21 protein-coding genes are annotated in these 21800 nt (G+C 52.6%); 7 read left to right on the top strand and 14 right to left on the bottom strand.

Annotation, left to right across the window (positions count from 1 at the left end):
• Positions 1-494: 494 nt before the first annotated feature.
• Together JE47_RS0106145 and JE47_RS0106140 are read right to left on the bottom strand one after the other, a co-directional pair.
• On the bottom strand, positions 495-1220 hold the full coding sequence (locus tag JE47_RS0106145; protein ID WP_031458913.1) for a hypothetical protein: 726 nt from the start codon (positions 1218-1220) through the stop codon (positions 495-497).
• A 100-nt stretch (positions 1221-1320) separates the two neighbouring features.
• Entirely contained in the window at positions 1321-2421 is a 1101-nt protein-coding gene (locus tag JE47_RS0106140; protein ID WP_031458912.1) for a substrate-binding domain-containing protein, read from the bottom strand.
• A gap of 436 nt (positions 2422-2857) precedes the next feature.
• On the opposite strand from JE47_RS0106140, the gene JE47_RS0106130 reads away from it, so the two are divergent.
• The 5 genes from JE47_RS0106130 (at position 2858) to rnhA (ending at position 8748) form a co-directional block, all read left to right on the top strand.
• Entirely contained in the window at positions 2858-3778 is a 921-nt protein-coding gene (locus tag JE47_RS0106130; RefSeq protein ID WP_031458911.1) for a carbohydrate ABC transporter permease, read from the top strand.
• Between the two features lie 51 nt (positions 3779-3829).
• On the top strand, positions 3830-4720 hold the full coding sequence (locus tag JE47_RS0106125; protein WP_031458910.1) for a carbohydrate ABC transporter permease: 891 nt from the start codon (positions 3830-3832) through the stop codon (positions 4718-4720).
• 150 nt (positions 4721-4870) lie between these two features.
• Positions 4871-6217 carry an ABC transporter substrate-binding protein gene (locus JE47_RS0106120; RefSeq protein WP_031458909.1) on the top strand — a complete coding sequence of 449 codons (1347 nt, stop codon included), beginning with the start codon at positions 4871-4873 and terminating at the stop codon, positions 6215-6217.
• A gap of 548 nt (positions 6218-6765) precedes the next feature.
• On the top strand, positions 6766-7530 hold the full coding sequence (locus JE47_RS0106115; RefSeq protein WP_031458908.1) for a hypothetical protein: 765 nt from the start codon (positions 6766-6768) through the stop codon (positions 7528-7530).
• 477 nt (positions 7531-8007) lie between these two features.
• On the top strand, positions 8008-8748 hold the full coding sequence (gene rnhA, locus JE47_RS20385) for a ribonuclease HI (protein ID WP_035419089.1): 741 nt from the start codon (positions 8008-8010) through the stop codon (positions 8746-8748).
• 333 nt (positions 8749-9081) lie between these two features.
• Here the strand turns inward: rnhA and fabZ are convergent, their stop codons facing one another.
• The 5 genes from fabZ to JE47_RS0106085 all read right to left on the bottom strand — a co-directional run bounded on the left by fabZ (position 9082) and on the right by JE47_RS0106085 (position 13541).
• Positions 9082-9516, bottom strand: coding sequence for a 3-hydroxyacyl-ACP dehydratase FabZ (gene fabZ / locus JE47_RS0106105; RefSeq protein ID WP_031458906.1), 435 nt, complete (start codon positions 9514-9516; stop codon positions 9082-9084).
• Positions 9517-9536: 20 nt separating this feature from the next.
• Positions 9537-10298 (bottom strand): class I SAM-dependent methyltransferase, encoded by a 762-nt coding sequence (locus tag JE47_RS0106100; RefSeq protein WP_031458905.1) that lies wholly within the window; start codon positions 10296-10298, stop codon positions 9537-9539.
• A 197-nt stretch (positions 10299-10495) separates the two neighbouring features.
• Positions 10496-10960: a hypothetical protein gene (locus JE47_RS0106095; protein ID WP_031458904.1), complete on the bottom strand. Its 465-nt coding sequence runs from the start codon at positions 10958-10960 to the stop codon at positions 10496-10498.
• 13 nt (positions 10961-10973) lie between these two features.
• Positions 10974-12047: a sortase gene (locus tag JE47_RS0106090; protein WP_236631147.1), complete on the bottom strand. Its 1074-nt coding sequence runs from the start codon at positions 12045-12047 to the stop codon at positions 10974-10976.
• Positions 12048-12371: 324 nt separating this feature from the next.
• Entirely contained in the window at positions 12372-13541 is a 1170-nt protein-coding gene (locus tag JE47_RS0106085) for a M20/M25/M40 family metallo-hydrolase (RefSeq protein WP_031458902.1), read from the bottom strand.
• A gap of 364 nt (positions 13542-13905) precedes the next feature.
• Here JE47_RS0106085 and asnS point away from each other — a divergent pair, with 364 nt between their 5' ends.
• Entirely contained in the window at positions 13906-15228 is a 1323-nt protein-coding gene (gene asnS / locus JE47_RS0106080) for an asparagine--tRNA ligase (RefSeq protein WP_031458901.1), read from the top strand.
• 52 nt (positions 15229-15280) lie between these two features.
• Here the strand turns inward: asnS and JE47_RS0106075 are convergent, their stop codons facing one another.
• From JE47_RS0106075 to JE47_RS0106045, 7 genes are all read right to left on the bottom strand, one after another.
• On the bottom strand, positions 15281-15721 hold the full coding sequence (locus JE47_RS0106075; protein WP_031458900.1) for a hypothetical protein: 441 nt from the start codon (positions 15719-15721) through the stop codon (positions 15281-15283).
• Positions 15722-15797: 76 nt separating this feature from the next.
• Positions 15798-16088 (bottom strand): Asp-tRNA(Asn)/Glu-tRNA(Gln) amidotransferase subunit GatC, encoded by a 291-nt coding sequence (gene gatC, locus JE47_RS0106070; RefSeq protein WP_028458223.1) that lies wholly within the window; start codon positions 16086-16088, stop codon positions 15798-15800.
• A 21-nt stretch (positions 16089-16109) separates the two neighbouring features.
• On the bottom strand, positions 16110-16748 hold the full coding sequence (locus JE47_RS0106065; RefSeq protein WP_031458899.1) for a CDP-alcohol phosphatidyltransferase family protein: 639 nt from the start codon (positions 16746-16748) through the stop codon (positions 16110-16112).
• A gap of 57 nt (positions 16749-16805) precedes the next feature.
• The gene (locus JE47_RS0106060; protein ID WP_031458898.1) at positions 16806-17708 is read right to left on the bottom strand and encodes a PfkB family carbohydrate kinase; all 903 of its coding nucleotides are present in this window, start codon (positions 17706-17708) and stop codon (positions 16806-16808) included.
• Positions 17709-17719: 11 nt separating this feature from the next.
• Complete coding sequence (locus tag JE47_RS0106055; protein WP_031458897.1) at positions 17720-18823, bottom strand: ParB/RepB/Spo0J family partition protein; 1104 nt, start codon at positions 18821-18823, stop codon at positions 17720-17722.
• Positions 18820-19626: a ParA family protein gene (locus JE47_RS0106050; RefSeq protein WP_031458896.1), complete on the bottom strand. Its 807-nt coding sequence runs from the start codon at positions 19624-19626 to the stop codon at positions 18820-18822. The genes JE47_RS0106055 and JE47_RS0106050 overlap by 4 nt, the downstream gene beginning before the upstream one ends.
• A 50-nt stretch (positions 19627-19676) precedes the next feature.
• Positions 19677-21071 (bottom strand): peptidoglycan DD-metalloendopeptidase family protein, encoded by a 1395-nt coding sequence (locus JE47_RS0106045; RefSeq protein ID WP_031458895.1) that lies wholly within the window; start codon positions 21069-21071, stop codon positions 19677-19679.
• A gap of 167 nt (positions 21072-21238) precedes the next feature.
• On the opposite strand from JE47_RS0106045, the gene JE47_RS0106040 reads away from it, so the two are divergent.
• Positions 21239-21800 (top strand): bifunctional nuclease family protein (locus tag JE47_RS0106040; protein WP_031458894.1); only part of this gene is annotated, 562 nt, incomplete at its 3' end.

Genomic DNA, 21800 nt, shown 5'->3' with positions numbered 1-21800 from the left:
GGTCGATTTACGGTACAGCAATCCCCTCACCTTCTCCTAGGGCTTTTCAAAATCTATCCGCAGCGCGTGCAGAACTGCTTTCCGTGCCAACAGTGGTCTTCGTCAGGGATCTGTTCTCGCATCGACTGTGTTTATCAGTACATTGGAGGTGTGCTCCTCAGACGAGTGCGGGTTCCACTGCTGACACCGCAGGATGCGGGCCAGCGGCCCGCGCTCCCAGGGCGACAGGGTGTGTCGGGCGTATGCTGAGGGGCTGGAAGCCGCTTATCACTCGTGGCGCGTTGTTCGTTCACCAGACAGGTGCGCTTCCAACGCGGACACCGCAGGATGCGGGCCAGCGGCCCGCGCTCCCAGGGCGACAGGGTATGTCGGGCGTATGCTGAGGGTCAGCGCTACGCCAGTACCGTGTGAATGGGAGGCTAAAGGTCAGTATGAACGTCTCTGTACAGAGTGGCGGTGCGCTTGAAGTTCCAGACCGACAAAACCAAAATAGCCTAGATACCCGTCATTGCCGTGTCAAGCACTTTACGGAACACCTCCATATCGCTACGCAAATCGTCTAGCCGTTGTTGAACAGCACCACTGGCTGATGACATCGCTACTGCATCAGCAGTACGCAAACGGATCGTTTCGGCCAAAATAGTATCGAGGCTGGCATCAATATTTGCCAGTTGTGCCTGAATACGATCGAAATAAACCCGCAAATCCTGAAAATGTTTTTGCTGGGTCAGAAGAGCTTGCCGACGCTCTTCAAGTTGTTGACGGGTAAAAGGATCGATGGTTGCACTTATCTGCCAGTTTAGTTGCGTCAGTTGTTGTTCAAGTTTCTGGTAATTATTGTCTTTGAAGTAGCGTTCAATAATCTGTCCCTTATCAGCCAGGTAGTACGCTTCTTCGAGCAAATCACGAGTCTGTGATACAACATTATTGAGAATACCGGTTAATGGCCCTTGAACGCCCGCGACCGCCTGTTCAATCTCCTTTTGAGAGCGTTCAATCTCGCGGATAAGCGTACGCAGCGTTGGGCTGGTAATACGTGGGCGTGGCCGAGGCGGGGGCAACGTCAGAAGTGGGTCTTGGGCGGCCATCCACACTGCAACACCGTAAACTATCAAGCCGAGCGGAAGCCACCAGATGGTGATAGTTAAGCCGCCGAATATTGCCGCTACCAGCACGAGCAGGTAGAGAGGTCGTAAGGCTGCTATACGTAAGGCATTCATACATTCTTTCCCGGTACGTAGCGGTTCTAGCCTGATGATTGTCTGTCAGAACCGGTATATCTGCACATCTGCCGCTGTCATTCCACCAACACATATTTTGTTACTGATTGAACACATCCTGCCAGGTTGAAATGAGCGCCTCTACAACCGCTTGCGAAGGGTTCTCGAGTTGTGTCTTTAGATCGAGTTGTAAACCGAGATCACGGTAACGACCAAAGAGCGAGTCCTGGTCATCGAGATTTATAGTCACTTGAGGGATGACCGGACGAAAACCGTATTCACGCATTGCAATCGTCTGCTCTGATGGGCTGAGTAAAAAATCACGTAAGCGAAGCGCCGCCGCTCGTTCGGCATCATCAACCCACGGCGCCGTCAGAATGGTAAAGGGATGATCACTGAGCAGCGTTGCTTCAGGATAGTAAACACGCACGCGAAGGGAACGTCCTTCGGCCTGACGAAACACCTGCAGCGCGAGACTTTCGTAGGTCGTAATGATGTCATACACGCCGGGCCGAATAACGAAATCGGTTGTCAACGTACCAGTACTATCTGACCAAGCCTGTACCTCCAGTTGTCGCAACCAATCATGAAACCCGGAGTCACGTACCTGACTAACATTCAATTGGGTAGTCTGATGATACTGCGCGGCCAAAATGATTAATGTCTGAATTCCCCCATTACTCGAGACAGGTGAAGAAATCCCGACCTTCACTGCTTTGGCCCGTTCGGGGAGTTCACGCTGCCATAATAGCCACGGATTTGTGATTCCGGCAGTTGATTCAGCCTCGCGCATGATAGCCACGATTGGCGAGAAGACCAGGGGTGAGACCGAATCACGCAAGAGATCGGGTCGTATCTGGCGCAGTTCATCAATTTGAATCATACTGGCCGGGCTGATGGCTGTCGGTTGATACCCTTCGCGTTCAATGGCCTCTATCAAGCCACGCGAACCGGCTACCCGGAAGCGAACTTCAATCCGGCGACCGTTGATGTTTGGGTTCGTCTGAGCAAACCGTTCAAGGGCACTCCGAATCCAGGCTTCTTTCTCGGAACTGACAGCCAGTTCGACCCGAATTGGTGGCGCGGCAGCGGCGAGCGGAAATGGAGACCATCCAATCGGGCCAAAAATCACCGTTGTCGTGGCCATCAGAATAGTGGCTAAGAGGTAGATACTAGCAATGACACGGGAGATTCTGAGCATGCACTCCTCGCTCGACTACTGCGGCAGTTCAATGGTTGTATCTTCACCCAACCTCGATAGACGATACCGTGAAACCGGTAGATAGCAGTCTTCCTTATTCGACAAGATCAGCAGTAGAAAAACCTGACGAAGCCGGTAAACCTGTTCATTGTAGCTCGTTGGCCACATTACCAAGAATACATTAAGACCATTTCCATGGTAGCACCTCATCAATACCAGTGCATTGCTAATTTGATGAATTCATCTACTGATACGCAATCAATACAGCTATCGTTACAGAAAAGAAGTTATTATTGTGTCGGCAAATTGTGAAAAGTTTAACTTAATCTAAATATCTGTATTACTTAACCATTACTTAATAGTTCAATGATGATTGATTAATCTCGGTATACTACTATGACATCACGCTGACCGAAGACCAAGACAGTGGATGTGTATGGCCACGTATACACCCAGACAAGAGCGACATCCGAATACGTTACGACGCGAACATCGTGAATCGTTATTGTTTGCACTTTTCATCGGTCCCAATCTGCTCCTCTTCGCAGTATTTACCTATTGGCCGCTGCTCTACAACATCTACCTTAGCATGGTGCGTTGGGATTTTCTCCGCCCAACAATGACGTTTGTCGGTCTACAAAACTACATCGATGCGTTTAGCGACCGGCGGTTTTGGAACATTATTTGGCAAACCGCTACGTTCACGATATGTTCGGTTGGATTGACCCTCATTTTAGGATTACTCCTGGCCCTGCTGCTCAATCAACCGCTACGCTACCGAAACACTGCGCGTGCCATCGTCTTTTCACCGGTAGTGATGTCAGGCGCGGTTATAGCAGTAGTCTGGAGTTATATTTTCGATCCACGTTACGGGCTTATCGACCAATTGCTTGGCTTTATCGGTCTGGACTCGCCCAACTGGCTGGCCGATCCATTTTGGGCGATGCCGGCGGTGATCATTGTCTACGTATGGAAAAATCTCGGCTACGCTGTTGTTATCTATCTTGCCGGTCTGCAGAATATTCCACGAGAGTTGTACGATGCGGCACGGGTAGACGGCGCCGGCACATGGGAGCGGTTCTGGAATGTCACGCTCCCCGGCCTCTCGCCAGTTGCCTTCTTCCTCTCAGTGACCAGTGTCCTGACCTGCTTTCAAGCCTTTGACATTATTCGTGTGCTAACCAATGGTGGCCCGGCTGACGCAACGACTACGCTCATCTTTCACCTTTATGAGCTGGGATTTGTCTCTTACGATGCCGGCAAGGCTGGCGTGGTTGCGATTGTCCTATTCCTGATCATGCTCTTCTTGACGATTGTGCAAATCCGGTATATCGAGCGACAAGTAACTTACGGATAAGGCACAGGCATTTGTGATAACAGAGCAGTTTGTGTTGAAACGTGGATAGATATGGCAACGATTAACGAACTTGAGCAGGCGATTAAACCAGTCGTTGTACGCCGTCGACACATCCCGCTTTCGTTGTTGGGATGGCGTATTGCCGGTTATCTTACCCTGATTGTTGCTGTGCTTATCATTGGTCTCCCAGTTTATTGGACGGTGATGGCGTCCTTTAAAGAGACGCGGGAAATCTACTCGCTACCGGTAACGTGGTGGCCGGCCAAACCTACGTTCAACAACTTTTCGGCAGCATGGGAAGCGGCCCCCTTCGGACGATATTACCTGAATAGCTTTATCACCACATTCTTTGGTGCAGGGATTGAAGTGATTTTGGCGCTGTTTTCTGCTTATGCGTTAGCCTATCTGCGTTTTCCGCGCAAAGACCTTGTCTTCCTGCTATTGCTGGCAGCCCTGATGGTACCGACTGAGATTACCATTGTGCCCAATTATCTGACTGTTGCTCGACTCGGATGGATTAATACCTACCAGGGCATCATTATCCCAGGCGCGGCTATTGCTTACGGTACCTTTTTGCTACGCCAGGCATTTATGGCCGTTCCCCACGAAATACTGGAAGCGGCGCATGTTGATGGAGCCGGACATTTGCGCATCTTGTTCAGTGTCGTAGCACCGATAACGCAACCGGCTATCGTCACGATGGCATTGCTATCAATAGTGAGCAAGTGGAATGAATTCCTCTGGCCGCTCATTGTCACGAACACCACCGATATGCGCACACTACCGATTGGTGTCTTCTGGCTACGCAACAGCGAGGGTCTAACCAATTGGGGAGTTGTGATGGCCGGTTCACTATTTCTGATCATACCAGTCTTGATCACCTTCCTCTTCGCCCAGCGCGCCATCGTCGAAGGAATGACTGCCGGTGCGGTGAAGGGTTAGGACGACGGTGGAGTCTCTCTCGTGCCAGGGCATATCGCTCTCGTAATACAGGTAATTCGCAAAACATTTGGTGCATAGCGGTATCCACTCCGTATGCAAATAGATGGTCTTTTCCCCTTCGGTCCAAGTTCTGTGAAAGAAGGAGCAAACATGAAGCGGACATTCACCCGACGCGAATTACTGCGTCTGATGATGGTAGGCGGCGGTGCAGCGGTTTTGGCAGCTTGTGGTGGGCAGAGTGGACAATCAACGAGCCAGCAAACTACTGCACCAGCAGTCGTAAGCCAGCCCGGCTCGAAGGTAAAGATTACCTACTGGGGTTCATTTAGCGGTAATCTGGGAGAAGCCGAGCAGGCGATGGTCAAGGCGTTCAACGAATCTCAGAATGAGGTCGAAGTTGAGTATCAGTTCCAGGGTAACTACGAAGAGACGGCACAGAAGTTCACGGCAGCATTGCAGGCCAATACTACCCCTGATGTCATCTTGCTCTCAGATGTATGGTGGTTCGGCTTCTACCTTGCCGGCGCGATCACAGCACTTGACGATCTGGCCCGTCAGGTTAACCTCGATTTCAACGACTACGAACCGGTTCTGCTCAATGAAGGGGTGCGAAAAGGCGTCCATTACTGGATACCGTTCGCCCGCAGTACTCCCCTCTTCTACTATAACAAGAGCATCTGGGCTGAAGCGGGCTTGCCCGACCGTGCGCCAGAAACATGGGCCGAGTTTTCTGAGTGGGCACCAAAACTGGTAAAGAGCGACGGCAGTCGGGCAGCATTCGGTCATCCCAACGGCGCCAGCTACATTGCCTGGCTCTTTCAGGGTGTGGTCTGGCAATTCGGCGGTCAATACTCTCTCCCCGACTTTACTATGACAATGACCGATCCCAACACGCTTCGTGCAGCCCAGTTCTATCAGGATACGGTTCTCAAAGAGAAATGGGCTGTCTTGTCACCAAATCTGAATCAAGATTTCATTGGTGGCGCGATTGCCTCGATGATGGCATCAACCGGTGCACTGGCCGGCATCCAGGCGAACGCAACCTTCCCGGTTGGCGTTGGTTTCCTCCCCCGTGAGACCAACTTCGGTTGTCCGACCGGCGGCGCTGGCCTGGCGATTGTCAGTCGGGCACCCGCCGAGAAGCAACTGGCAGCAATGAAGTACATCGCCTTTGCTACCAATCCGACCAGTGCAGGAGTCTGGGCGCGCAGTACCGGCTACATGCCAGTCCGGATCAGCACCAAGCAAACCCCAGAAATGATCGAGTTCTTCAAGCAGAATCCGAATTTCAAGACCGCCGTCGATCAATTGCCGAAAACCCGTGCCCAGGATGCAGCCCGCGTCTTTGTGCGTAACGGCGACCAGATCATCGGCAAAGGTCTGGAGCGGATTATCGTCAATGGCGAAGCACCAAGCTCAGTGTTTGCCGATGTGAATAATGAACTAACGAAGGCGGCACAACCGATACTTCAAGACCTGAAGGCGGTTGAAGGTTAAGCGCAGGTACTGGCATGTGTAAAGCCATCGTCTAAAATTTTGGGTGGGGCGAACAAACCGACTTCGATACTGTTCGCCCTCACCAGAACCACTTGTTTATTGGTGAATTCACACTTCGCTAAAGACCATCTTCAGGATATTTGGCAGCAAAACGAGTGTGAGATGCTATAACGTATACACCGATCTTAGCCAAAAAGATGACTTCACTGCAAAAAGGTGATCTTTCCACCACAGAGACCACGGAGATCGCAGAGACGAAAGATAATGTTATCTTTCATTGAACATAGGGTTGTGAACATTTTTCTTCCATGCGCCTAATGGCCAAAAATTATCCTTTTATTCATAAACTTTACACGCTCTGTGTACGCTGTGTGCTCCGTAGAGAGTTTTTGCAGTGCACTCAAAGATGGAATATTTCGACAACGGTAGGGCGGGTTTGGAACACTTATTCTGAGGGAGAAGACCTGAACAACGTACATATATGACGCCTTGTACCCAATGACCTAACGCTAATAGGCATCTACGAACTATCGAATCGTCTGGTCGTCATGTTGACCATCACCAATCCTAAAATTGCCGGTTTCGCACCACGCTGGGCCTCATATCGCGGTTTAACCATTCTTTTTGATAATATTGGTTTACGCCGTGACGGACCATGGTTGCGGCTCGATTGCGCGCTAGATGCCATTCCTGAATATACGCTTTATCGCGGTCTGCGCGCCACGATGTGTCAGTTAAATCCCGATCTGCTGTTGCAAAAGTATCTGTTTTGTGCTCTTCCTCCATCGACGTACCATGTCACGTTATGGGATGGGCCAAACGATGGGAATGTGGGGCAGGCATTACCGCACATGCGACAACGGATGGACGATCTCTTGATCGATATTCCCGGTGCGCTCAGCCACGGAAACCTGATTAGCGGGACAATTGCCGGTTCACCGCTTATCCGACGGAAAGGGTGGACAGTCAGCTTTACCGTTCAAAAGTTGGTCATTGTTCATCAGTCTGCGTTAGTGGCTTTGTTAACCCCAACCCCTGACACCACTGACTCGTTTATGACGTTGATCCAATTACGAAGCACCTGGAATGCAATGTTTCGTAATCGGTTTGGCATTGCAGCATACGAACCATATATGCCTCACATTACGTTGGGCTATTTCGCGAATGCAGCGCTGGCCGAAGCAGCGCAAAATGAAATGCTACGATGGGAAGCTGTCGCGCTACAACATACAGCCGGTACAAGTATCACCTTCAAGAGCGCCAGTCTTTACGGAATGCTTGACATGATCACGTTTTTCCGTACCGCACGATGACGGGTAGGCAATGCCGCACCCGTCACAGTCGGATATACCTTCCCCAACCGACACCATAACAGGTAGGGGATAGTGCTGCTGTGCCATCAACGATGCCGCACTGGTGTGAATTGGAGACCCGCTACACAAAAAAAGAGACGTTGTTGTGCAACGTCTCTCGCGGAGGAAGGGGTCACCGGTTCGGTGAAGTCTAGCGAGCCTCACCAGCGGTGACGCCCGTATGCTTACTACTACCCATGGGCATCACCTCCTTCATGCCTGATCGGCTGTTCAATGTGCAAATACTGACATAAGCACTATACCTGAGATTTTCGCCAAAGTCAAGGGCAAAAAAGGCGATCCTAACCAGAGTACATAGAGATCACGGAGAGTTCTACCTGGAATCATCTTGCTCAGTGTGATCCGTAGTGCGTTTTTGTAACGGACGCGAAGGTGGTATAGTATCGTCAGGTTAACTAGTATAGACACGGCACAACAATGGCACCGAAAAAAACATACTACCTCGTCGTGCGTGGGCGCAAGCCTGCTCTCTACAAACAATGGCATGGCGCAGAAGGGGCAGCAGCCCAGGTTGAAGGCTTTCCCAATGCACTATACAAAGGCTTCGCGACGCTTGAAGCTGCGGATGAATGGATTCGTTCACTCACGCCAGGGGACCAGGCGCTGGCGCAACAAATCCTGGCAACGTCAGACATGGTAGCCCGTCCTGACCATTCACAAACACCGGCCAACATCGTCATAATGTACACTGACGGTAGTGCGATTGGGAATCCAGGGCCTGGTGGATACGGGGTTGTGTTACGCTACAACCACCATTACAAAGAGCTTTCCGGTGGGTTTCGCCTGACCACGAACAACCGTATGGAACTTATGGCCTGCATTGTTGGCCTACAGGCGTTAAAACGTCCAATGCAGGTAAAACTCTACAGCGATGCAAAGTATGTTGTCGACACCATCCGCAATGGCTGGGTGAAGCGTTGGCAGGCCAACAACTGGATGCGCAGCACAACCGAGCCGGCAAAAAATGTCGATCTCTGGGCAGAACTGTTGATGCTCTGTGAACGTCACCAGGTCGAGTTTGTATGGGTTCCCGGTCACAGTGGCGTGCCGGATAACGAACGTTGCCACGAATTGGCTACTGCGGCAGCACAACAACCGGATTTGCCGCCAGATGTTGCATTTGAAGCGCAGCTCCAGGAGGGTGGTTTGGTAGAGTGATGTCGTTCAGGGGAGTTCAAGGCAGGGATGTTCAGTGTTTTCATTGTTTAGAACCTATCCGAAATACCCTGTTGCCGGGGAGGACCGATAGGTTCGTTCGCGAACCACCTTTACAGCAAAGCAGGATACCGCCTGAGTACAGCGCTGCTGCGTCCGTCCATCAGGATGCACTCGTAGAAACAAGGAACGTCATCCAGACAAGCAATATGCCCCGCCTCACACGGTCATTTGGGGAAGCGGATTGCTTCCCCGCTTTCCCCATCGTGCTTTATCCCCCGGTTGGGAGCGTAAGGCGATTGGGCATCTACCCCTCTCAATCTGTGTTCACAGACACTAGTGTCCTGGATCGGTGAGGGCAAAGAGCAATTCTGCCTCACAAGCCAGTTGATCGGCGACTGTGGCACGAGCCTGACCTTTACCAATTCCTCGCCGCATCTTTTCAAGTTGTACCTCGAGGCGCAGCGTATCGCCGGGGCGCACCACCCGCTTAAAACGCACGCCATCAATACCGGCAAAAAGAACCAGCTTACCGGCATGCTCAGGCAGACTCAGCGCAGCAACTGCACCGGTTTGCGCCAGCGCTTCGAGCATCAACACACCAGGCATGATTGGATTACCGGGAAAATGCCCTTGAAAATACGGCTCGTTGGCCGAAACCAGTTTTTCGCCTACAGCACGCACACCAGGCTCCAGTTCGACAATCCGATCAACGAGCAGAAATGGGTAACGATGTGGAATGAGGGCCATTATTTCCTGGATCGACAACATAGATGCTCCTCGTTTGTAACTCAGCGTCTTGGTGAGGCTACTACAATCAAGCGCGGACTAGAAGACGTATACGGCTCGAGATCGTAATTCCCGTAAACGGCGCGTAGGGTAAATCCGGCCCGCGCCAGTAGATGCTCTACCTCGAAGCGGTAGAACCAACGCATCGTAAATTGCATAGTCCGGCGGGTAAGGACACCGTCGGCGCTTGTTTCGTCATAGATGAAGGTAACGTGGCTTATTTGCTCGGCAGCGTCACTCTCGATTACCACAAATTTTTGCACATAGCGGCCATCGAGTTCGTAGCTACGCTCGAGCTGCATACGGCCATCTTCACGGGTGATTGCTAGCGGATCAGGGTTGAAAAGGTCGATAATCAGCATTCCCCGTCGCGTCAACGTCCGTCGCACAACCGCCAGGGTAGCCAGTTGGTCTTCGACCGTTGTTAAGTGCATAAACGAATTAACGGCCACAAACGCCAGGGCAAAGTGATTTTCGGGCAACGAGACACTGCGCACATCAGCTTCAATTAGCGTTACCCGTTCGATAACATTCTCAGCAACCAACCGTTCACGAGCCAGGGCCAGCATTGCTGGCGAGAGATCGACACCGGTTATACGATGGCCGGCGCTGGCCAATGGGAGCAAGACTCGACCGGTACCACACATCAATTCCAGGATTGGATCACCGGTACGGCGCGCCCATTCACGGTAGAAGGGTATGTCATCGTGAAAATGTCGAAAGTCGGCATCGTAGTAGCGAGCAAACGGATCATAGAGATGCATGAGCTTCAGCCTGAAGTGTATCACAGACGTGTCGCACAGACCCATGCGACTGTACATCAGCCGCAGGAATTCACCATTCGCGTAGGCCATTTCACGCCGAGCGACCGGTGGAATAGCACGCTGAATAAGATCTGAACAAGGTAACGAACATCAATCCCAGATTAGAGACGAGCATCGCGCCAAAAATGATACAGTCTTCACGGGTTCAACAGTAAGAAGAGTACACCGAAGGTAAACAACATCAGTATCAAACCCAGAATACCAACGAGTAGGATGCGTGGATCGATGATCGGCTCGAAGCGAGGAGCACCGGGCAGTTGCGTCTTTGACAGCGGTATGCGGGGCGGCTCAGGTGGTGGCGGCGGTACCCGAAAGACATCTTCTGGCGTCAACGTCGGTATACGCGACAGGTCGTCTGGCTTAGGCACCGACAATGTGTCACGAGCCTCGCCAAAACGCCGGAGCGCCCCAAACAGACTACTACCAATTGAAATAACGACGATAAGCACGATAATGGCAATCAGCAATTCTGCGGTGCCAATCGGTCTTCCAATCTGCAGACTCAACCAACGCGCCAGCGGTGGTAGAATAGATGGGGCGAGGACGAAAAGCATAAATACGAGCCAGCCTACCCAGCCCGAACCACGACGACGCTCTTCCATAGCTTCCCCTTTCTCACGAACCGGTAACCGGCGCTGCACGCACAATCAGGCGATGAGAGTAAACACCGATGGGAACACACGTTATCAAGGTCAGTGTCTCACGACTGGTTGGTGCTAACACCCAGGTTTCATCAGGGAGAACGGTGAGGACTTCGCGAACCTCATAGCGCCGATCAACCCCGTTGACCGTGACTAAGACCTCATCCCCAACGGCAATTGCCGGTAACCGATTGAAGATAATACCACGGTAGCCAACATGACCGGCAATGACGATATTGCCAGCAGTACCGGGATAGCCACTGATAGGCCAGTAATGAACCGCAGTATAGCGCGGAACATCCCAGGCGCCAAATGAAAATCCGGCACTAACGACTTCGGTATCAACTCCGATGCGAGGTACCCGCACGCGGGTTGGGCGGATTCTGGCCCACGCAGCGTCAGGTGTGTTCACCGCTTGCAGTGCCCACTCAGGTACCGGATGAGCAGCCAGCCAGATGCGCCCCAAATGACCGAGTAAGACCTGATAGCGCGGCGGATTTTGTGGATGCCATTCAAAACGGGCACGTTCAAAGAATTGAACTAGACGCTGCTGGCCGCTTTCGTCGGTAAATTCAAACGGTTCAGAGAGTGGAAAACCAAAGGTTGGCAAACCGCCGTTCGCCCACCAGAATGATCGAAAGGCACTACTCAGACTATGGCCGGTTTCAGGGAAAAAGTCAGCATCGGCGGGCGGAGCAGCGAGCGGTGCAAACGCCGGATGGTCGGCCCAGGCAGTGGCCGCCCATCGGCCAAGATGACCTACCTGCACTAACGCCAACTCCGCATGCCATTCAAAACGAGCACGCTCGAAGTACTGAACCGGACGGCCATCCTCGATGAATACCTCAGTCAACGGATAGCCGAAAATCGGTAAGCCACCTTGCCGGTCATAAAATTCACGAAACACATACGCCAACGTATGACCGGTTTCGCGGAAAAGGATCGGCGTTCCGGCAATCGTGTTAGCTGCCACTGATAGCGGTGAAAGGGCTAGTACCACCAGCAAAAAGACCAATAACTGCCGCATGATTGTATTGTAGCGCATCATAGACTGTATCCAGCGTCTCGTTTGTTTCTCGACGTTCACAGATAGCATACCAGATGTAGGATGAAAGATCACAGCGCACGAAAGCGCAACTACAGACATAAGGCATTGAAGGGCGGTTCAGTAACCGCCCTTCCCACTGTAGTGAACTCATTGGCGTTATTCGCTCTAAGATGCGTGGTATTTGTTTGTGACGCACTATCTGTTTGACTTCCCACTGTAGTGAACTCGTTGGCGTTATTTGCTCTCTCCATACCTGGCTCCGATCTGGCCGCATCCAACCTTGATTCGGATCGTCTACGATCATCGACCGCATCCGAACTCATTTCACGGTATATCAAGGGTATTGGCAGCCAGTGAGAGTAATAGGAGTGCTTGCATCCCGCGACCAAGGTTCATCGGCAAAATATACTCATCAGTACGATGCGCATTGCCACCGTCGGTCAGACCAACGCATATCGCCGGAATACCCAGACTCAGTGGAATATTGGCATCAGTACTACTTTGCTGAAAAGAGATCTGCGCACCAACCATCTGATAGGCTGCAACCGCCGCCTGCACGAGTGGATGCTCACGTGGAATAGCTCCTGACGGACGATCTCCTACCTTGATAATCTGCACATGTACTTCTGGTTGATCAAGAGTCGCTTCTTCAACCAGTCGGTACACTTCGCTTACCAGATCGCTCAGCACTGCCGAGGACACCGATCGCAAGTCAAGGAGCATGCTGGCATGGTGGGCAATGGTGTTCACCGATGTACCACCACTAATCATACCGATATTGAAGGTCGTGCGGGGTGACACCGGTACCTGGAGTTCGGTTAAACGAGCGGCCAGACGTACCAGAACGTGAATAGCGCTCGGTGTCCCAAAGTTCCCCCAAGAGTGACCACCAGGGCCATTTGCTTCGATCCGGAAGCGACGCACACCGATTGCCTGGTGATGGAGAGAACCAAAATCACATCCTTCAATAACAATAACACCGCCGATACGTGTCCGTAAACGTTCGACAACTGCCCGCATTCCTCGCAGATCGCCTAAACCCTCTTCACCCACGTTAGCAACGAACCAGATGTCGCCCTGCGTCGGGAGATCACAGCGTTGATATATTTCAGCCAGGCGCAGCAGACCGGCAACCCCCACACTATTGTCGCCAATACCGGGGCCGTACACTCGTTCTCCCTCATAACGAATTGAAAGGTCGGTATCAGCCGGAAAAACTGTATCGAGATGGGCAGAAATGAGGAGCGCCGGACGTTCAGTAATACCAGGACGCCGACCGTAGACATTCCCTAATTCGTCGATCTCGACGTCGTGCAGACCGAGCGCTTGCATTCGCTGACTGACTAATACTGATCGTGGCCGTTCAGCAAAGGTCGGTGCCGGTACTTGTTGAATTTCAATTGCCGTAGCCAGGGTTGGTCGATAGTCGGCAAGGTCGGCCAGAGCAGCCCGCACAGCGGGGTGAGCATACCATTGCTGAACGACAGTTTTCATCGACGGTTCCTTCTGTCTGGTGGCAACCGACGCCAATGCCGGCATAGCGTCTGGTGAATTGTATGCGATGGAGGGTGTCTACAACACGCTCCCGATTGCCACAGAGTACAAGTCTCTAGCCCGTACATTGATACGAGCAAACAGAAATTTACCTAACTACGCGCCGCGGCACATGTTTGTGAACAGGACTAACTAGCGGTAGTTCAACATTTTTATTCAGCGAAAAGTCTATCATGGAAGACCATTAACCGCAAGGAATGACCCATTATCAATTGGCGAAGCCAGTCAGAGCATTTGCCAGCCATATCAAGTCGTGGCATACTGACGCCTGAGAAAGAGAAGTGTATAGCAATAAGGAGCGTTTATGTCGCTGTTGCCAACTGCAACTGTTGCGACCATTGCCCATCATGTTGGTCAGCGTGTTACACTGGCCGGTTGGGTATATCACAAAACGGAAAAAGGGAAACTCATTTTCATTCTCTTGCGTGATGGAAGCGGGATCATTCAGTGTGTAACGTTCAAGAAGAACGTCAGCGAAGCAACCTTTGCAACAGCACAGGCCCTTACCCAAGAGAGTTCTTGTCGCATTACGGGCAACGTGCGCGCTGACGAGCGGGCACCGGGTGGTTACGAACTCGATGTCGAGGAGATCGAACTCATTGGCCCTAGCCACGAGTATCCGATTACGCCCAAAGAGCATGGTATTGAATTTCTGATGGCCCATCGCCACCTGTGGGTACGATCCTCAAAACAGCACGCCATCTTGCGCATCCGGGCTGAGGTGATAGCGGCTGCCCAGGAGTGGCTTAATGCGCAGGGGTTTGTCCGGTTCGACACGCCGATCCTGACTGCAACGGCGGCAGAAGGGACAACAAATCTGTTCGCAACCGATTATTTCGATCTAGGGAAGGCGTACCTTGCGCAAACCGGACAACTCTATGTTGAAGCCGGGATGATGGCCTTTGGGCGCGTGTATTGCTTTGGGCCAACATTCCGAGCTGAGAAGAGTAAAACCCGTCGTCACCTTACCGAATTCTGGATGATCGAACCAGAAGTTGCCTTTGCCGATCATGAAGACAACATGCGACTTCAAGAGCAATTTGTCAGCGCGATTGTCGCTCGCGTGCTCGAACGTCGGCGTGACGACTTACAGACGCTTGAACGAGATACAACGCTGCTCGAACGGGTCACCCCGCCGTTCCCGCGCATCACCTACGATCAGGCCATCGAACTCATCGCCGCTCACCAGGGAGAGGTCGAGGGGGCCGATCCACTGCCATGGGGAGAGGACTTTGGCGCACCGCACGAAACGTTAATTGCCTCGAAGTTTGATCGTCCGGTGTTCGTTGAACGCTTCCCATCAGCGGTAAAAGCCTTCTACATGCAGCCTGATCCCAACCGCCCCGAAGTAGCGTTGTGTGCCGATTTGTTAGCACCTGAGGGATACGGCGAGATCATCGGCGGTTCACAACGGATTCATGATCCAGTCTTGCTCGAGCAACGGATCCGCGAGCACGGCTTACGGGTCGAAGACTACGAATGGTACCTTGATCTTCGTCGTTATGGCACTGTTCCTCACAGCGGTTTCGGAATGGGAATTGAACGGGTAGTGGCCTGGATCACTGGTACGCGGCATATCCGCGAGACGATTCCGTTCCCACGTCAGTTGTACCGGATATATCCATAGGGGTAGTAGTGATTGCGGCGTGGGGCTATCCCACGCCGCACTTGTTTAGATATTACTGCCGCACGACCATCCGCCGCACTTGTTCGGCTGCACGTTGGGCGGTGGTCAGATATGCGGCGTACACACCAGCCCGATTGAAAGCAAGGGGCGTTGCAATTCCAACTGCCAGCAAGGCCGGCACCCAGAAGAGAACGAAGAACTGAGCCAGCCAGGCGCAGACCAACCCAGCACCAACGAGCGTGTTGAGCAGGGCAGTGCTACCACGCTGTGTATAGCCATAGCCCAACAGTTCCCGCAGATTGGCGATCAAGAGCAGGATACCGGCGAAAGCGCCAAAATGCATTGTCAGACCAATGCTAAAAAATCGCAGGAGCAAGTAGACCAGTAATCCAAAAATGATCACTCCGGCAATGACCAGGTATATTGGCTTAACCGGGTAACCGCCAATCAGTACATACGAGCGGCGCGAGCCATTGTTGTAGTTCCCGTACATCGTCGTATCCTTTCGCAGTTGTCATAACCATTTCCGCTATCGGTACGACGTTTACGTATCGATAAAAGTTGCACCCTCATTCATCAAATACGGCACGTACTCGGAACATACCATCCTGCTGATCAGGAGCATTGGCCAGTGCTTGCTCCTGGGTCAGCATTTCGCCCACCACATCGGGGCGCCAGACCGTCGTTAAACCGGTCACTTGAGCCGTTGGCGGAACATTACTGACATCAACTTCCTGCAACATAGCGATATAGTCAAGGATTGCCGAAAGCTGTGCCTGCATCACCGCGATCTCCTCATCGGAGAGGGCGAGGCGGGCGAGACGGGCAACATGGCGAACTTCAGCTTCTGAGATTGCCATGGGAATCGCTCCTGTCAATGATTAAATAATTTCTGATCCCTTACGAAACTTTGAACTGCGGGTCGCACCAATCAGTATCTGGCGGGTGTACAAAAGCCGCTGTACGGCGGTAACATGAGATGCAATGCCGACGGCAATAACAGCCCATTCGAGAATGGGCAATTCCGGCAGGAGCGGCATCAGCAACAAACCAATCAGCAGCAAGCCAAGTTTCTCCTGTCGGCCGGCGAAACCAACGTTGCAAGACGACAGTTTACCGGTGGCCTCGGCCCTGGCACGAACATAACTTGCCATCACCATCCCAAAGATGGCGAAGAGTGACCAGATCGGTGCTACTGCCCCCGAAAGCATCACTCCGCCAATAACGAAGGCTTCTGCATACCGATCGGTAACGTGGTCAAGCACAGTACCATATTCACTGGCCGTACCACTGGCACGTGCGGTAGCGCCGTCTAATACATCAGCAAAACCCATGAGTAAGATAAAAACAACCCCCCACAGAAACGCCCGTTGAGACAACAGGTAACCGGCTAAGAGGCTAAAAAACAGGCTCAGGTAGGTCAAAGCGTTAGGATGGATGCCCAGCCGCGAGCAAACATGACCGAGCGGAAGTGAGGCCTGTTCATAAAGCTGACGAAAACGAGCAAGCAATGGCATCATTGACGTTCATCCTTCTCGTAATTGCACTGACACGAGCGACAGAAGTATCACGTTATCTTATTGCTGTAATAAGACCTTCACCCGTCGTTCAACTTCTTGCAGGGTAATCGGTGCATCGGGACCAGTATACTCGATCCAGATCGAGGCTGTAGCTGCGCCGGTGCAACCGGCACGGAAAAGGTCGTCTGGATCGGTCAGATACGCATGGAGAAAGCCGGCCATGTAGGTATCACCGGCGCCGGTCGGATCACGCGCTTCAGTTGCATACGCTGGTACCGAGATTGATCGTTTCCCATCATCAATATGAGAACCAGCTTCGGCAATCGTAACAATCGCAATTGCGCAACCGGTCTCGTGCAAGCGTCGTGCGGCCATAACCGGATCGATCCGCGGATCGATGCCGGTGATCACTTTGGTTTCAACTTCGTTCGCTTTAATAACGTGGCAGAGGGGAGCAATGGCCGCGAATTCCGCTGGCAAAAAATGTTCGATGCGTCCATCTGCACCGAAGCGGCGTAAGAGTCCTTGGGGATCAAGGAAAATTGGAGCACTGGTGCGATCCCGGATCGTGCGAATCAGGTCCAGCGGTGTCTCTTGCAGAATGGGACCAACAATAACTGCGGCAGCCGTCTCGACAACATCAGGGACGATCTGGATCGGTTCGGCAACACCGAGGACATCGAGAGTGCGATCGCCCCTAGCGTCGTAAACCAGCTTAAACCCACCGGTTTGTCCTGAGAGGGTCACAAACGGGGTAATACCATACCGAACTAAATCAGACTGAAACCGGTCTGCATAATCAGGCCCAACCCGCCCAACAAGAGCCGTCGTTCGACCCAACCGGCTAAGAGCAAGACATGCGTTGGTTGAGCAGCCGGAGAGGACACGCCCATCGGTACGCACCACTGGCGTAATGATCTCGTCGTATACTGGATTTCCAAAAGCCACAATTGTTGTCATGCGATCACCAATCAATACGTTCCAGACAAGCGATCATACAATCCCTGTAACTGTTCTTCATCATAAAGGGTAATGGTTACTCTGATGGTTCGACCACTGCGTGTAATCTGAACCGGTGTTTGCAACAACTCTTCAAACATCTGCTGCGCCATTTGATCTTCAGCGGAGCGATTCCCGCCGCTCTGTTTTCGATCTGAAACCGAGCGTGAAATAGCTGATTCAGCTCCTGTTTTCTCTGTAGAGGACAACACTCGAGCAAGGGCAGTTGATAGATCGGCCCCGGCGACGAGTGCAGTACACATTTGTTCGGTCGCCAACGAATCGAGGTGGTGTTTCACTACAGCCTCACAGGCAGCAGCCTGGGTATGAGGATCAGGTATTTGCAGAAGGGCGAGCGCACGTGTCGGATCAATCTGACCAGTGCAGAGAGCGTGGCGTACAGGCGCAGTCAAGCCGGGATGCGCAGCAATCTCAGTGAGACGTTCGACCTCCCGTACATTCAATTCGTGCTCTTTAATCAGCTCTAACGCGGCTTGTTGGTCAATAGGGTCCTCGATGCGGAGCAATGCTCGTCCGTGGCCAGCGCTGATCGCGCCATCGAGTAACGCCTGCCGCACTTGTGGCATAAGGCGAAGGAGGCGTCGGCTATTCACAATTGCAACCCGGCTCTTTCCCACACGGCGGGCAATTTCGTCATCACTCAGCCCAAACTCACGACGTAGTGTTTCGTAGGCCTGCGCTTCTTCGATCGGATTGAGATCCGCACGTTGAACATTTTCCACCAAAGCCAGCTCAAGAAACTGTTGCGGTGTTGCATGTTTGACAATCGCTGGCACGGTGGTTAAGCCAGCAATACGTGCGGCCCGTAATCTCCGTTCCCCGGCGATTAGCTCGTAGCCCCCTTCCGGGTCTTCACTCACGATCAACGGTTGGAGAATGCCATGGGTCTGGATGGAAGTCACCAGTTCAGCGAGTGCCGTCTCATCGAACGACGTGCGGGGCTGGGCACGATTGGCTCTGATAGCAGCAACCGGCACTTCGCGCACCGGTAGCTGTTCAGCCGAAGCGGGTGGAATCAGTGCATCCAGACCACTTCCCAATCCCCGTTTTCTCATAAGATGCGCTCCTCTCGTCCGATCAGTTCTTCAGTCAACAGGGCGTAGGCTTGGGTGCCCCGACCGTTTGGTTCATACTCATAAGCCATGCGGCCATGACTAGGGGCTTCGCTCAATCGCACACTGCGTGGGATCAGGGTTCGGCAGATCAGGCGAGGAAAGTAACGTTGAACCTCATCAACCACCTGTTGCGCCAGATTGGTCCGCCCATCGTACATAGTCATGACAACGCCGATAATACGGAGGGTCGGGTTCAGGCTTTCCCGCACCCGCTCTAATGTCTGTTTGAGCTGTGCCAATCCTTCCAGTGCGAGATATTCACACTGCAACGGAATGAGAACGGCGTTAGCAGCACAGAGAGCATTGAGGGTGAGTAGACCTAGCGAGGGTGGACAATCGATAATGATCCAGTCGTATCGAGGCAACAGGTTCACCAGCCCATCGCGTAATCGCCACTCACGCCGCGCTACATCAACCAGTTCAATCGACGCACCGGCCAGTTCCTGATCGGCCGGAATGATGTCAAGGCGATCCCGGCCACTCGGTTGCGGGATTGTTTCTGGCGGCGCCCCACCGAGCAGCAGATCGTAGCTGGTAACGGTCAACGAAGCCTTTGCAATCCCAAGACTGGTGGTGGCATTCCCCTGCGGATCGATATCTACCAGCAGGACCCGTCGCCCACGACGTGCAAGCTCACCGGCAACATTAACAGCAGTCGTTGTTTTACCAACCCCACCTTTCTGGTTGGCAATCGCCATAATGCGAGGTTGTGTTGATTGCTGTTTCACGTGAAACACCTGCATCGCGCAGCTACTCTCAATGCTATTGTACCATAGGCGAGGAAAAGAATACATCAGGGAAGGTATCGCAGAGGGTTCACCGCACGACCATTAACCAGAATCGTAAAGTGTAAGTGAACACCGGTCGAATAACCACCACCGGTCCGATCATACGTGCTTCCCATATGGCCAATCAACTGACCGGCTCTTACTTCCTGACCGACTCGCACGACTGGCTGCGTAATAAGGTGGCCATAGATCGTTTCAATACCATCAGGATGGCGGATCTTCACACAATAGCCGTACCCACTACACCAACCGGCTTCACGAACCCAACCACTGCTCGCAGCCACAATTGGTGTCCATGCAGCATTGGCAATATCGATCCCATTGTGAAAACCTCCCCACCGCGGCCCAAAACCCGACGTCACTACCCCCTGTGCTGGCCAGACCCAGCGCGGTGGAGGTGGTGGAAAATCGCGTACTTCTGGCAAGGACTGTACTTGACGAGCATCAACTGATAGCAAATCAACCCGAATCCAACCAGAAATGTCCCCAATTTCAATCTTCACCCAATCTTGATAACGACCACGTAGCGCTACCTGCCGACCGGCTGACAACTGCGCCTGTCGAGGATGATCCGTACTCGGGCCAGACCGAACATTTGTTTCATCATTCAACACGATCCCGACCGGCTCGGCTTTCCGTTGCGCAAAGGCCGCTTCCTGTTCACTCGTCCACGGTAGTTGGCCACCGGGAATGAATATCTCACGACCGACAACAAGCTGACCATTGGTCAAACGATTTGGCGCAAAGGTTGCAATGGCTTCTGGGGCTACACCGTAGCGCTCTGCTAGCTCGATAAGCGTCTCACCTGCCGTAACTGTGTGCGTCACCCCTGCTAGACGTGCAATCCGTAACGGTTGGCCAACCCGCAAGGCATCACCACGATCAAGCTGATTCGTCCAGACCAGCGTCCTTAATGGTATCCGGTAACGTGCTGCGATCTCGGCCAGTGTCTCATTCTCGGCCAGAATATGGGTCGCCTGAAAGGCAGTTGTCACCATCACCGGCGCCTGAAGGGCAGGCGCAATCGGTTCTACCTGCACAGGTGCAGAAGTGCGACGTACTGCCGGTGCAATCGCTATTGCCTGACCAACCGGCGCTACTGACGCAGTTACCACCGGTAAGGGAGACGACGAAGCAGCAACGAATGATTGAAGCGGAAGAGTACGATCAACAAAGAGAATGAAGAGAGCGCCGACGATCAGGAGCAAATGAGCAATGTGTCGTGAAAAACGAAAGCGGCGGTGGAACCATCGCTGTCGGACGTTACCCATCAGAGAACTGTTCCGGCGGCGATACCGACCATCGCGCAGACAGCGCACTGTCTCCTGCGCGGACGCCAGTCGTCGCTGCCGTCGCCACCATTGCTCGATCCATGGAGAACGATCAAAGACACCGTACATGATTTTTTCTCTCACCTTTCGGACAGAGGATACACGCAATATGGTGCTTTGTCAATCTTGACGGCATCTTTCATTGCATGCTAAGATATAGTAGCAGAATTTTCCGTTGCCCAATCCGGTATCTCTCTTGTATCACCGGTGCTGGGCGTTCTATGAAAGGCCGGCTAATGATACGAGTCGTCGTCGATAGTATCCGTGTCAGCCTATTGACGCAGAGCCGGGTCGTCGTCCTCCGCGAAACTGAAGGGAATCGCTATCTGCCAATCTGGATCGGCCAGTTTGAAGCCGATGCCATTGCGATGGCTATTCAGGGTCACGAACCACAACGACCAATGACCCACGATCTGCTCAAGGCTGCCATCGGTGAGCTTGACGGATTTGTCCGTCAAATCTATATCAATGATATTCGCGATAATACCTTCTTCGCACGCATCCTGATCGATCAGGCTGGACGAACGATTGAACTGGATGCGCGGCCAAGCGACGCTATCGCGCTCGCTGAGCGCGTACAGGCTCCGATCTTTGTTGCCGACCACGTCTTGGAGCAGGCCGGTGTTCTGTTTGACGAAGAAGAACAAGCTGGTGAGACGGCGACATCTCCACCACCATCAGGTGAACCAGTAACCGAAGAAACCAGCACTGAAAACGAGCCAGAACTTAACGAAGACTCTCTCTCGATCTTTCGTAATTTCATTAATACGCTCGATCTCGATGACCGTGATCGACCTA

It is taken from the genome of Chloroflexus sp. MS-G (genome assembly GCF_000735195.1).
Taxonomy (GTDB): domain Bacteria; phylum Chloroflexota; class Chloroflexia; order Chloroflexales; family Chloroflexaceae; genus Chloroflexus.
This window is presented reverse-complemented; position numbering and strand designations above follow the sequence as displayed.